This is a genomic window from Xanthomonas sp. DAR 34887 (genome assembly GCF_041245805.1).
Taxonomy (GTDB): Bacteria; Pseudomonadota; Gammaproteobacteria; order Xanthomonadales; family Xanthomonadaceae; genus Xanthomonas_A; species Xanthomonas_A tesorieronis.
The window spans coordinates 95,886-108,326 of sequence record NZ_CP162490.1 but is presented as its reverse complement, the minus strand read 5'-3'; the positions used below and the strand labels follow the sequence as shown (position 1 = coordinate 108,326).

Annotated in this window: 11 protein-coding genes and 1 pseudogene; 3 read left to right on the top strand and 9 right to left on the bottom strand. The window is 68.4% G+C overall.

What is annotated here, in order from left to right; translation table 11 throughout:
* Window positions 1-81 precede the first annotated feature (81 nt).
* Complete coding sequence (locus AB3X08_RS00520) at window positions 82-561, bottom strand: Lrp/AsnC family transcriptional regulator (protein WP_369935459.1); 480 nt, start codon at window positions 559-561, stop codon at window positions 82-84.
* A 126-nt stretch (window positions 562-687) separates the two neighbouring features.
* On the opposite strand from AB3X08_RS00520, the gene phhA reads away from it, so the two are divergent.
* Together phhA and AB3X08_RS00510 are read left to right on the top strand one after the other, a co-directional pair.
* The gene (phhA, locus tag AB3X08_RS00515; RefSeq protein ID WP_369935457.1) at window positions 688-1,578 is read left to right on the top strand and encodes a phenylalanine 4-monooxygenase; all 891 of its coding nucleotides are present in this window, start codon (window positions 688-690) and stop codon (window positions 1,576-1,578) included.
* 57 nt (window positions 1,579-1,635) lie between these two features.
* Window positions 1,636-2,082 carry a hypothetical protein gene (locus AB3X08_RS00510; protein ID WP_369935455.1) on the top strand — a complete coding sequence of 149 codons (447 nt, stop codon included), beginning with the start codon at window positions 1,636-1,638 and terminating at the stop codon, window positions 2,080-2,082.
* A 213-nt stretch (window positions 2,083-2,295) separates the two neighbouring features.
* On the opposite strand, the gene AB3X08_RS00505 is transcribed toward AB3X08_RS00510, so the two are convergent.
* Window positions 2,296-2,961 carry a TetR/AcrR family transcriptional regulator gene (locus tag AB3X08_RS00505; RefSeq protein WP_369935454.1) on the bottom strand — a complete coding sequence of 222 codons (666 nt, stop codon included), beginning with the start codon at window positions 2,959-2,961 and terminating at the stop codon, window positions 2,296-2,298.
* Window positions 2,962-3,032: 71 nt separating this feature from the next.
* Here AB3X08_RS00505 and AB3X08_RS00500 point away from each other — a divergent pair, with 71 nt between their 5' ends.
* A complete protein-coding gene (locus tag AB3X08_RS00500) occupies window positions 3,033-3,644 on the top strand; it encodes an NAD(P)H-dependent oxidoreductase (protein WP_369935453.1) in 612 nt (203 codons plus the stop codon).
* Window positions 3,645-4,055: 411 nt separating this feature from the next.
* Here the strand turns inward: AB3X08_RS00500 and AB3X08_RS00495 are convergent.
* The 7 genes and pseudogenes from AB3X08_RS00495 to AB3X08_RS00465 all read right to left on the bottom strand — a co-directional run bounded on the left by AB3X08_RS00495 (window position 4,056) and on the right by AB3X08_RS00465 (window position 12,408).
* Window positions 4,056-5,117, bottom strand: a pseudogene (locus AB3X08_RS00495) (serine hydrolase domain-containing protein).
* 272 nt (window positions 5,118-5,389) lie between these two features.
* Window positions 5,390-6,526, bottom strand: coding sequence for a GDSL-type esterase/lipase family protein (locus tag AB3X08_RS00490; protein WP_369935451.1), 1,137 nt, complete (start codon window positions 6,524-6,526; stop codon window positions 5,390-5,392).
* Window positions 6,527-6,689: 163 nt separating this feature from the next.
* Window positions 6,690-7,346: an RpiB/LacA/LacB family sugar-phosphate isomerase gene (locus AB3X08_RS00485; protein ID WP_369935449.1), complete on the bottom strand. Its 657-nt coding sequence runs from the start codon at window positions 7,344-7,346 to the stop codon at window positions 6,690-6,692.
* A gap of 172 nt (window positions 7,347-7,518) precedes the next feature.
* A complete protein-coding gene (kduD, locus tag AB3X08_RS00480; protein ID WP_369935447.1) occupies window positions 7,519-8,274 on the bottom strand; it encodes a 2-dehydro-3-deoxy-D-gluconate 5-dehydrogenase KduD in 756 nt (251 codons plus the stop codon).
* 58 nt (window positions 8,275-8,332) lie between these two features.
* On the bottom strand, window positions 8,333-9,187 hold the full coding sequence (kduI, locus tag AB3X08_RS00475; protein WP_369935445.1) for a 5-dehydro-4-deoxy-D-glucuronate isomerase: 855 nt from the start codon (window positions 9,185-9,187) through the stop codon (window positions 8,333-8,335).
* A gap of 531 nt (window positions 9,188-9,718) precedes the next feature.
* On the bottom strand, window positions 9,719-10,777 hold the full coding sequence (locus AB3X08_RS00470; RefSeq protein WP_179570398.1) for a LacI family DNA-binding transcriptional regulator: 1,059 nt from the start codon (window positions 10,775-10,777) through the stop codon (window positions 9,719-9,721).
* A 47-nt stretch (window positions 10,778-10,824) separates the two neighbouring features.
* Window positions 10,825-12,408, bottom strand: a complete 1,584-nt coding sequence (locus tag AB3X08_RS00465) for a family 43 glycosylhydrolase (RefSeq protein WP_369935443.1) — start codon at window positions 12,406-12,408, stop codon at window positions 10,825-10,827.
* Between the last annotated feature and the right edge of the window lie 33 nt (window positions 12,409-12,441).

Sequence of the window (12,441 nt, the reverse complement as noted above, 5' to 3'; positions counted from 1 at the left end):
TAGCAACAACTTAACAAGCGATGTCACACTTCGACATGCATCCACCGTTTCCCGGGAGGCCCGGGCAGCCCGGACGCAGGCTCAGCCGCGCGGCAGCGGCAGGCCGGTAAATTCCTTGACCGTGCGCAGCACGAAGCTGGAATTGACGTCGGCCACGCCGGCGGCGTTGAGCAGCTTGTCCAGCAGGAACGCGGAGAAGTGGGTGAGGTCGCGCACGTAGACGTGCAGCAGGTAGTCCATGTCGCCGGTCAGCGCGTGGCAGGCGACGACCTCGTCCCAGCCCTGCACGCTGTCGGCGAAATGGGCGATGCCGGTTTGCCCGTGCTTTTCCAGCTGCACGCGCACGAACGCCTGCAGGCCCAGGCCGATCGCGCCAGGCACCAGCCGTGCGGCGTAGCCGGCGACCACGCCGTCGGCCTCCAGCCGCTGCACCCGGCGCAGGCAGGCCGACGGCGACAGGTTCACCTGCGCAGCCAATTCGGCATTGCTGGCCCGGCCCTGCCGTTGCAGGAGCGCCAGCAGGCGCAGATCGGTGCGGTCGAATAGGGCCGATTCGGTCATTTATTGCTCTGCAACATGGATTCTTCGCAACAATCTTGCGCCGATCGGCCGGAATCGTGCAACTTCGCAAGCTCATTGCGTGGCTTGGCGCCTACCATCGTCGCTATCCCTTTCGGAGCCGCCGCCATGGACACCGCACCGCGCCGCGTCGAACACCAGCAGACCGACAAGGGCTATGTCCCGGTCTACACCACCGCCGTGGTCGCGCAGCCGTGGGACAGCTACAGCGCCGACGACCACGCCACCTGGGGCGCGCTGTACCAGCGTCAGCGCGAACTGCTGGTCGGCCGCGCCTGCGACGAATTCCTGCAGGCGCAGGACGCGATGGGCATGAGTCCGCAGGCGATCCCGCGCTTCGAGCAGCTCAACGAGGTGCTGGGCGCGGCCACCGGCTGGACCCTGGTCGGGGTCGAAGGCCTGCTGCCGGAACTGGATTTCTTCGATCACCTGGCCAACCGCCGCTTCCCAGTGACCTGGTGGATCCGCCGCCCCGAGCAGATCGACTACATCGCCGAGCCGGACCTGTTCCACGACCTGTTCGGCCACGTGCCGCTGCTGATGAACCCGCTGTTCGCCGACTACATGGAGGCCTACGGCCGCGGCGGAGTGAAGGCGCATGCGATCGGCCCGGAGGCGCTGCAGAACCTCACCCGCCTGTACTGGTACACGGTGGAGTTCGGCCTGATCGACACGCCGGACGGCCTGCGCATCTACGGCGCCGGCATCGTCTCGTCCAAGGGCGAATCGCTGTACGCGCTGGAGTCGGCCGCGCCCAACCGCATCGGCTTCGATCTGGCGCGGATCATGCGCACCCGCTACCGCATCGACACCTTCCAGAAGACCTACTTCGTCATCGACAGCTTCGAGCAGCTGATGCAGGCGACCGCGCCGGACTTCACGCCGCTCTATGCGCAGCTGAGCCAGCAGGAACACATCGCCGCTGGCGACGTGCAGGCGCAGGATCGCGTGTTCCAGCGCGGCAGCGGCGAGGGCTGGAGCCGCGACGGCGACGTGTGAGGCAACGCGGCCCAATCGCGGGTATCGTCGCTGGAGTGGTGCGCCTTGGAGCATGCGATGACGCGATGGATCCTGTTGCTGGCACTGGCGGTGGCCGCACCGGCGTGGTCGACCTCGATCGAGCCGATGCCGCTGGAGGCATTGCTGGCCAAGACCGACCATGTGGTGCTGGCCACGGTCACGGCCGTGGACATGGTCGACGCGGAGGGCGAGCCGGTGACCGATCCGCAGGCACGGACCGGCCCCGGTAGTCGGAATCTGATCCGCTACCACCTGCAGGTGGATCGGGTCGTGACCTCCACCTCCGCCAAGGTGCCGGCCACGCTGGTGGTTCCCGAGTGGCAGATGTGGCACTACAGCCTGGGACAGATGCAGCGCTCGATGGCCCATACCCAGTACGTCTTTCTGCTGCGCGGGCCCACCTTCCTGCCGGCCGACAGCGCCCAGTTCCGCTATCGCGCGGACACGCAGGAGGCGCAGGGCCTGTTGAACGGGAGCCGCTAGCCGCCTTGGGCGGCCGAGGCGCCTGCGCGTGAACCGTGCCGCAGCTATCGGATGCGTTGCGCTCCGGGTGGCGCACAAACGCACGTTTCAGCGAACGACCGCAGCACCAGGCAAGTCGTGGATGGCGCCGCGGCCACGCGCGCGTTGACAGCCCGTCGCCGCTGGCGCCGTTTCATGCGCCTGGCGTGGACCCGGTGTCTGCAGTTCAGCGGGTCACGGCCGCTTGCGCACCCTCGTTTGCGCGACCGGGACCGCGTCCGCCGTCCGGCTCCTCTCCACCATCGCCACGATGATGGCGAACAGTTCCTGCTGCGCCTGTTCGGCGCTGATCTCTCCCGCGGCGGCGGCATAGGACAGCGCGTCGGCGGCACCGAGCATGGCGCGCAGCGCGGCCGGCGCGATCGTCCGTCCCCGCGCGAACGTCCCCAGCACGCTGCGGCACTTGTCCAGGAATGCAGCCTCCCAATCGCGCTTGACCTTCTCCAGCGCCGGGGAACCGACCAGCGCCGCGGCCACGCCCGGGAGTTCGCGCCCCTGCAACATCACGCAGCCGACGAAGGCCGACGCGATCACCATCGCCCGGCTGGCCAGGGTCGGTTCGCTGGCGGCCAGTGCTTCGTCCAGCAGAGCGCTCTGGCGCGCGTCGTACTCCTGGTACAAGGCCGCGAGCAGGCCTTCCCGCGACTGGAAATGGTCGTACACCACGGGCTTGGTGACGCCGGCCTGCTCGGCCAGCCGCCCCAGCGTCAACGCGTCGGTGCCCTCTTCGCGCACGAGCCGCCAGGCGACGTCCAGAAGCTGCCGCTTGCGGTCTTCGCGCGTCAACCGGTGGCGGGGCGGCCGGGTGCGTTCGGGCAGCGGGGAGGAGACCGTTGACATCTTCAATATACCAAAGGTAGGTTACTAAACGTATATTACCACGCCCGCAAGCTGCCTTCCCAGGACTTCCAATGCACGCGCTCATCGTCGTCTCCCATCCCGAACCGGGCTCGCTCACCCATGGCATCGCCCATCGCGTCGGCCAGGGCATCGCCTCCGCCGGGCATGGCTTCGAAATCGCGGACCTGGCGGCGGAAGGCTTCGATCCGCGCTTCACCGCCGCCGACCTCGCGGTGCACCGCAACCAGGCGACGCCGCCGGCCGACGTGCTCGGCGAGCAGGCCAGGATCGACCGCAACCAGGCGCTGGTGCTGGTGTATCCGGTCTACTGGTGGTCCATGCCGGGCCTGATGAAGGGATGGATCGACCGGGTGTTCAGCAACGGCTGGGCCTTCGACTTCAGTCCCCAGGGCAGGCTGGTGAAGAGGCTCCAGCATCTGCAGGTGCACCTGCTCGGCGTCGCCGGCGCGGATGCCCCCACCTATGCCCGGCATGGCTATGCCGACGCGATGAAGACGCAGATCGACCACGGCATCTTCGACTACTGCGGCGCGCGGGTGGTGTCGTCCACGCTGCTGCCGGACTCCGAAGTGCAGGAACCCGCAGCGCATCTGGAGACCGCGCAGGCCATCGGCCGCAACCTGTTTCCGATATCCGAGCGCGAGACGGCGATGGGGGAATGAATGACACGCGGCGATACGTCGTGTCGAGACGCCTGAGCCGCGCCAGGCAGAGCACGTCGGTAGTCGGCCGGACGTACCGAAATCCGCCGCGTTCAACCGCGTCGGCTTCGATCTCGTGCGGATCGGGTGCACCCGCTACCGCATCGACGTCTTCCAGAAACCCTCCTTCGTCACCAACAGCTTCGAGGCAGCCGTGCAGGCGACCGCGCCGGCCTTTACGCCGCTTCATGCAGCTGAGCCAGCAGGAACACATCGCCGCCGGCGACATGCAGGCGCACGATCACGTGTTCCAGCGCGACAGCGATGAGGGCTGGAGCCGCGCCAGCGACGTGTAGCTTCTGCATTCACGGCTGTTGCACCCCGAAGCTGGCGCCGCGAGGCCCGCCGGCCGCGACGCGCGTCGGACAGGCGCTAACGGCGCGCTGCACTTTCCTGCTTCAACGTCCGCGCGCGCCGCCACAGCGCGTCGAGGATGCCTTCGTATTCGCCGAACTGCCGCTCGTCGAGCGAGGTGTTGGTGAAGAAGATCACACCGATCTCCTTGTCCAGATCGGCCAACGTCTCCGTCTTCACTCCGGGATCGGAACCGCCGTGTCCGATCCGGGTGACGTCGTACTTCGTCGCCCAGAAGATCCCGGAATTCTTTTGCGCCAGATCCACGTTGTCGGGCTTGTTCGTGGCATCGAACTGGAAGCGCAGCATCTCGTCGGTCGAACGGCGATCCAGGATCCGCGCGCCGTCATAGGCGCCGTCGTTGAGCAGGGCGAGAAAGAAGCGCGACAGATCGGCGACCGAGGTGCGGACGCCGCCGTCGGGATAGGTGGTGCCGCCATACGGCAGGATCGGAACCGACAGACCGTTCTGCGCCACATACAGCCGTGCGTGGCGCTGCGGCGGCAGCTGCGACAGGAACCACGCTGTATTGCGCATGCGCAGCGGCGCGAAGATCTGGCGCTGGGTGTAGGCGTCGAGCCGCTCGCCGACCGCGCGCTCGACGATGTAGCCGGCCAGTCCGGCGCCGATGTTGGAGTACTCGCGGTGCGTGCCCGGCCTGGCCCGCACGAAGTTGTCCTGCGCGTAGCGCGGCTACCCCGGGGTGAAGTAGTCCGCCAGGAAGCGCGCCAGCGGCTCCGGCGCATCGCCGCCGTAGTGGTAGGTGCTCGCGTAGACCGCCCAGCGATCGGCGATCGAAGCGGTGTGGGTGGCCAGTTGCCTGAGGGTGATCGGCTCGTCCGGGAACGCCGGGTTGCGCACCTGGAACGGCAGGTAGGTGTTGATGTCCGCATCCAGCGACAGTTTGTCGTCCTGCACCGCACGCATCAGTGCCGCGCCGGTGACGGTCTTGCTGATCGAACCGATATTCATCACCGTGTCGGGCATGAACGCGATCGCCCGCTCGCGATCGGCGAAACCGTATCCCTTGCTCCAGACCAAGCGCTTGTCGACGACGATCGCCGCGCCGACGCCGACCATGCCGCCCTCGCGCATCCGCTGCGCGATGACACGGTCCAGGTCGGCCGCGGCCATCGGCGCCGCATCCGGCACGCCGGCGGCGGCCTGGCCGCACAGCAGCCCGAGCATCATCGCCACTGCCGCCGTCGCTCTGCTCGCCATACGCATCTTGCGGATCCTTCCGCCACGCCGGTGGCGATGCCGGGCCCGATGTTAAGCGGCGCTGACGCAGCCGCGCCAGCGCCCTGCGACGGAGCCAGCGAGACACGCGACCAAAGCGGCGCGTGGCGCGCTTATGGGTGCGGTGCGGCCGGATACGCCAGCATCACCACCAGGTCCTCTTCGCCCACCTGCTGCAGCGCATGCGTACTGCCCGGCCGCGTCAGCAGCGCGTGGCCGGGGCCGACGGCGTACTGCTTGCCGTCCAGCGCGTACAGGCCGCGGCCGCTGACGATGTAGTAGATCTCGTCCTTGTCGTGCAGGTGCAGGCCGATGCCGGCGCCCTTGTGCAGCACGCGCTTGCGCAGCACGAAGGCCAGGCCGGGGGCGTCGGCGAAGAACGGATAGGCGGTGGTGTCGCCGGGCCCGCCGTGCGGGCCGGGTTGCGTGCGCGCCAAGTCGCGCTCGTGCACCACCTGCGATGTCGACGGTGCCGGTTGCGCGACCTGCGACTGCGCCGCCGTTGCCATGCTGCCAGCCGGCACCCCGCAATCGATGTCGCGGCGCAGCTGCGTCTTCAACGTCGGCTGCAATGCCGCCCAGTCGCGCACCACCAGGCACGCCACCGCGTTCGCGCCGGCGTAGCTGAAATGGGTGCCGTCGGCCTTGTCCTGTTCCGGCACGAACAGGAAATACGGCTGGGCCGCCTGTTCGCCCAGCGCGCGGATCCAGGCGCTGCTGCTGGCATTGAGATCGATCAGCGCCACCCGCTGCTCGGCGGCCAGACGCTGCATCGCCTGGGTATACAGCCCGTGGGTGTCCAGCAGGGAACCGAAGTCGTACAGCAGGCGCGCGGCGGGCGTGAGCAGGATCGGCGTGGCGCCCTTGTCGCGGGCCAGCGCCACGTAGCGCGACAGGTACTGCGGATAGGCCTGCTGCGGATCGTCGTAGCGGGTGGGGTCTTCGAATTTGGCGTCGTTGTGCCCGAACTGGATCAGCAACACGTCGCCGCGGCGCAGCTCCTTGGCGATCGCATCGAGGCGGCCCTCGGCGATGAAACTGCGTGCGCTGCGTCCGCCCTTGGCATGGTTGCGCACCTGCCAGGCGGCCGGATCCAGATAGCGCTGCAGAGCTTGGCCCCAGCCGGCCTGCGGCGCGCGCTCGGGGCCGTAGTCGGCCGCGGTGGAATCGCCGGCGATGAACACGCGCTGCGGTTCGGCGCAGGCGACACCGGCGCAGAGCAACAGAAATGCAGAAAGGAGCAGGCGCATGTGGTGGACTCCGCTGCGCTGTGTATGCGCTTGGCACCCTGCGCCTGTCGGCCGGAAGCACGCCAAGCCGATAGGGAAGCGTGGTGCCGGATGGTCGATCCTGTTCGGCCCTCACCCCAACCCCTCTCCCGCGGGAGAGAGGCTTGAGCATGGCGCTACGTGATCAGGCCGCTGCGGCTTCCGGCTTGCCCAGCACGCCGGCGACGTAGGCGCGGATCTCCGCGTCCTGCGCGTTGTCGAAGAAGCACTGCTGGAAGCGCGCGCCGCCGACCGCCTGCTTGACCAGTTCCGGATCCAGCGCGCGCAGGCCATCCAGGTAGGACTTGGCGGTGGCCTGCTTGACCTGCGCCAGGATGCCGGCATTGGCCTGCTGCGATTCGCGGCGCTCGGCCGGATAACCCATGCCGCGCTCGCCGCTGAAGGCCTTCTCGAAGATGTAGCGCACGTTGATCTCCGCGCCCCAGCCGTAGCCCTTGGCGAAGGCCAGCGCCAGCGCGTTGCCGTTGTTGACCTGGGCGAACAGGTAGGCGTCGGTCGGCTCGATGCAGTAGCCGCAGAACACGCCCGGGTAAGCGTTGAGCGACATCATCGCGCCCTGGCCGGTGCCGCAGCCGGCGACGACGAAATCGACCGCCTTGGAATTCAGCAGCAGGCTGGCGACGATGCCCAGGTGGATGTAGGTCAGGCGATGGTCGTTGTCGCCGTCCATGCCGACGTTGAACACGCTGTGGCCTTGTTCGCCGGCCACCTCGTTGAGCTGCTGCAGGATCACCGGGTTCTTGCCGGCCTGACTGAACTCATTCATTAGTGCGATTTTCATGGGTGTCTCCGATTGCGGGGAAGAGTGTTGCGGATGCGGGCGCTGCTGCGTGCGTGGTGCCGACCATCATCTGAATTTGGTTTGTGTGCGTGCCGACCCTCATCCGCCCTGCGGGCTCCTCCCCCGGCGGGGAAGGGAAGAGCGCCGGCTGCGGGCGGTGGGCGTGCCTGGCTCAGCGCGCCAGCCAGCCGCCGTCGACCGGGATCACGGTGCCGTTGACGTAGTCCGAAGCGCTGCTGGCCAGAAACACCGCGGTGCCGCCCAGGTCTTCCGGCACGCCCCAGCGACCGGCCGGGATGCGCTCCAGGATCGACTGGTTGCGCGCGGCATCGGCACGCAGCTGCGCGGTGTTGTCGGTGGCCATGTAGCCCGGCGCGATGGCGTTGATGTTGACGCCCTTGGCGCCCCACTCGTTGGCCAGCAGGCGGGTGATGCCGGCGATGCCGGACTTGCTGGCGGTGTACGAGGGCACGCGGATGCCGCCCTGGAACGACAGCATCGAGGCGATGTTGATGATCTTGCCGCTGCTCTGGGCGATGAAGTGGCGGCCGGCGGCCTGCGACATGAAGAACGCGGACTTGATGTTGACGTTCATCACGTCGTCCCAGTCCTGCTCGCTGAAATCCACCGCATCGGCGCGACGGATCAGGCCGGCGTTGTTGACCAGGATGTCGAGGCGGCCGAGACCGGCCAGGGTCTCGTCGAGCACGCGCTGCACCGGCTCGATGCTGATCAGGTTGGCCTCGATGGCGACGAAGCGGCGCCCCAGCGCCTTGACCTTTTCCTCGGTCTCGGTGGGCGCGGCGATGCCGGCGGCGGCGATGTCGGCGCCGGCCTGCGCCAGCGCCAGCGCGATGCCCTGGCCGAGGCCGGTGTTGGCGCCGGTGACCAGTGCGACCTTGCCTTCGAGACTGAACGGATTCGTCATTGCGGGTGCTCCCTAGAGTGATACGGATACGGTGGCGGGCGGCGGCGCGCGCGGCCGCTTACTTGAGCTGGCAGATGTCCAGCACGTGCATGTCGGTGTAGTCCAGGTTTTCGCCGCCCATCGCCCAGATGAAGGCGTAGTTGCTGGTGCCGGCGCCCATGTGGATCGACCACGGCGGCGAGACCACCGCCTCGTCGTTCTGGATCACGATGTGGCGTTGCGCCTCGGGCTCGCCCATGAAGTGGTAGACGCGGTCGTTGGCGCCGAGATCGAAGTAGAAATAGACCTCGCTGCGGCGGTCGTGCAGATGCGGCGGCATGGTGTTCCAGACGCTGCCCGGCTTGAGCACGGTCAGGCCCAGCAGCAGCTGCGAGGACTGGCAGGTGGCCGGCACGATGTACTGGTAGATGGTGCGCTCGTTGCTGGTCTCCAGCGCGCCGCGGTCCAGCGCCACCGCGTCCTTGATCGACAGTTGCTTGGTCTCGAAGCGCGCATGCGCCGGGGTCGAGACCAGGTAGAACCGCGCCGGGTTGGCCGCGTCGTCGGAGGCGAAGCTGACCTCGCTGCTGCCCATCGCCACGTACAGCCCGTCCTTCGGGCCCAGCGCGTAGGCGGCGCCGTCCACGGTGACCGTGCCGCTGCCGGCGCCGACATTGATCACGCCCAGCTCGCGGCGCTCCAGGAACGGATGCCCGGCGGCGGAGGCCGGTTCGGTCTGCTTCGGCAGCTGCAGGGTCTTGCCCACCGGCGCGGCGCCGCCGAGCACGAAGCGCTCGTAGTGGGTGTACTTCAGCGTGACCGCATCGGCGACGAACAGGCCATCGAGCAGGTACAGCTCGCGCAACTGGTCGTTGCTGGCGCCCTTGATGGCGTCGGGATGGGTGGCGTAATGGGTCTTGCAGTACAGGGACATGGGAATCTCCGGGGCAAGCAGGGGCACGCGGCAGCCCGCATGAGGCATTCTAACGGCTCTGGTAAACCGGTGTCATTGCGCAGTGCACGAAACGGCGGTGTTCCTTCTCCCGCCGGGAGAAGGTGCCTCGTAGGGGCGGATGAGGGGTACGGGCGCAGCATCGCGCAGCCGAACTCCGCGAGCCGCTTCGCGCCGGACCCTCACCCCAACCCCTCTCCCGACGGGAGAGGGGCTCGGCTGTGTCCTTCTCCCGCCGGAGAAGGTGCCCGAAGGGCGGATGAGGGTATGGGCGCAGCCTCGCGCAGCCGAACTCCGCGAGTCGCTTCGCGCCGGACCCTCACCCCAACCCCTCTCCCGACGGGAGAGGGGTTCGGCTGCTCCCTTCTCCCATCGGGACCATGGCCCCCTTTTCGGGGGAAGGTGCCCGAAGGGCGGATGAGGGTACGGGCGCAGCCTCGTGCACCCAAACGCCGCGAGTCGCTTTCGCGCCGGACCCCTCACCCCAATCCCTCTCCCGCAGGGAGAGGGGCTCTAGTCTTCCGGCGGCTGGCAGGAGTCGCGCACGATCAGGTGCGGGCGCACGCTGGCGATCGCCAGCGCCGGGGTGCCTTCGGGCTGGATCAGCATCGCCGCGGCGGTGCGGCCGGTGTCGCGGGTGTGGCGGCGCACCGAGGTCAGCGACGGCCACAGGCGCGAGGCCAGCGGGCTGTCGTCGTAGCCGATGATCGACAGCTGGCGCGGAATGTTGATGCCGGCGCGCAGCGCCACCTTGTACACGCCCGCGGCCATCTCGTCGTTACCGGTGAAGATCGCGCTAGGGCGCTGCTTGCCGAGCAGCAGCTTCTCGGCCGCGGCCACGCCGGATTCGAAGGTGTAGCCGGCCTCGACGATGCGCTCCGGCGGCAGTTCGATGCCGCGCCGGGTCAGCGCGTCGATGAAGCCGGCGGTGCGCTCGTGCGCGGAGCGGTAGGCGCTGGGACCGGTGATCAGCGCGATCTCGCGGTGGCCCAGCGACAGCAGGTAGTCGGCTGCTTCGGCGGCGCCGTCGCGGTCGTGGGTGACCACCATCTGCGAGGTCTCGTCCAGCGGCAGCGAGGCGATGCGGGTGTAGCGCACGCCGATGCCGGCGAGCATGTCGGCCAGCGCCTGGTCTTCCGAGGCGCGCGGCACCAGGATCACGCCGTGCAGCTTCTGCTGCTGCACGAAGCGGCGCACACCCTCGATGTAGCCGGGACTGCGGCTGTCGCAGGGATGCACCACCAGTTCGAAGCTGGAGCCGCGCAGCGCGTCCAGCGCGCCGTACTGCATGTCCACGATGTACTGCGCGGTCGGGTTGTCGTAGACCATGCCGATCAGGAACGAACGCCGGAACGCCAGCCCGCGCGCCAGCGGATCCGGCGCGTAGCCGACTTCGCGCATCAGCGCCTCGACCTTCTCGCGCGTGTCTTTGCGCACCAGCGGCGAGTTGTTGATGATCCGCGACACCGTCTTCTTCGAGACCCCGGACAGGCGCGCGATGTCGTTGATCGTCGCGGCCTTGCCGTGGACGGAGGCGTGGACATCGGCGGAAGGGGGTTTGCTCGGCGCCATGGACGGAAAACCGGACGGAAGGGGACGGATTCTACCGGTAGTCATGTTCACTCCAGCGCGCGGTAGCGGAATTGGCGGAAATGCACTTTTCCATTTCCGGCCGCATACAGCGCCGGCTTCAGCGCCAGGAACTTGCCGGCGACGTTGTGGTGATAGCCGGACACCTCCATCCGCACCGGGTACTTGGTCCAGTGGCTGCCATCGCGGCTGCTGTGGATGGTGACGATGTGGCGATCGTTGCGCACCCGCAGCCACAGCCGGCCGCCCTTGGCGCTGGGCGCCAGCTGCGCGGGGCGCTCCTCGCCGTAGCGGTGCATCACGAAGGCCTCGCCGTTGCTGCCCACCCCGGCGTACAGGCGCTCGCTGTAGAACAGCAGCGCGCCGCCCTGCGCGCCGGGTTCGATCTCCATCTCCACCTCGAACTGGTAGGCGGGATCTGGCGCGATCACGGTCAGCGGCGAGCTGTCGCGCGGCGCGCGGCCCTTGCCCTGCACGCTCAGCGTGCCGTCGCCGAACGTCAGCCGCCGGTCCTCGTCGCGGCCCGGGTCGAAGAACGACCACTGCGGGCCGAGCCGGCCGCCGCGGAAATCGTCCGACAGCGCCAGCCCGTGCGGCAGCGCCTGCCCGCTGGGCTTTTTCAGCGGCGCGCCGAGATCGCCGCCCTTGGCCACGAACCAGCCGTCGGCGGTCCATTCGATCGGGTCCAGCAGCGCCTGCCGGCCCAGCGTCCAGTAGCCGTTCTCGTAGCCGTGGTAGAGCATCCACCAGCGGCCGTCGGTGCCCTCGACCAGGGTCGCATGGCCGCGCGACCACCATGGTTCGGCGGCGCTCCGGGTGCGGGTGATCGGGTTGTTCGGCGCGTTGCGCCACGGCCCGTGGATCGAGCGCGAGCGTGCGCTGATCACCATGTGCCCGGTCGGCGGGCCGGCGGTGCCGCCGACCGCGGTGGTCATGTAGTACCAGCCGTTGTGGCGGGTGATCTTCGGCCCTTCCTGCGCATAGGCTTCCACGTCCCAGTCCTGCGGGTACTTCCAGCCGTCGTAGACGTGCTTGGGAGTCTCGACCACCTTCAGCCCGTCGTCGGACAGCTGCACGTAATCGCCGCCGCTCAGGAACAGGTAGCGCTTGCCGTCCTCGCCGACCGCATGGCCGGGGTCGATGTACTTGGCCAGGCCGAGGTCGATCGGCGCGCTCCACGGGCCCTTGATGTCGTCGGCCCAGACCACGAAGTTGCTGCGCTGGCCCTGCTCGCCGCGCCGTGCCGGAAAATAGATGTAGTAGCGCGTGCCGTGCTTGATCAGGTCCGGTGCCCAGATCGCGCCGACGTTCTCGCCGATGGCGTGGCCCAACGGCTGCCAGTTGACCAGGTCGCGCGAATGCCAGATCGGCAGGCCGGGATAGGCGTCGAACGAAGACAGGGTCAGGTAGTAGTCGTCGCCGTCCTTGAGCACCGACGGATCGGGGTGGTCGCCGGCCAGCACCGGGTTGAGGAAGCTGCCGTCGCCCTGGTCGGCGATGCGCTGCCGCTCGATGCCGCGCTTCCAGTCGGCCGCCGCGGCCAGCGCGCTGGCGGCGAGCAGGCCGGCCAGCAGCAACCAGCGCAGGGAGGACAAGGTGGCAGGCGAGGTCATGCATGCATTCCTTGGTTCACCGCAGCGGTTGCG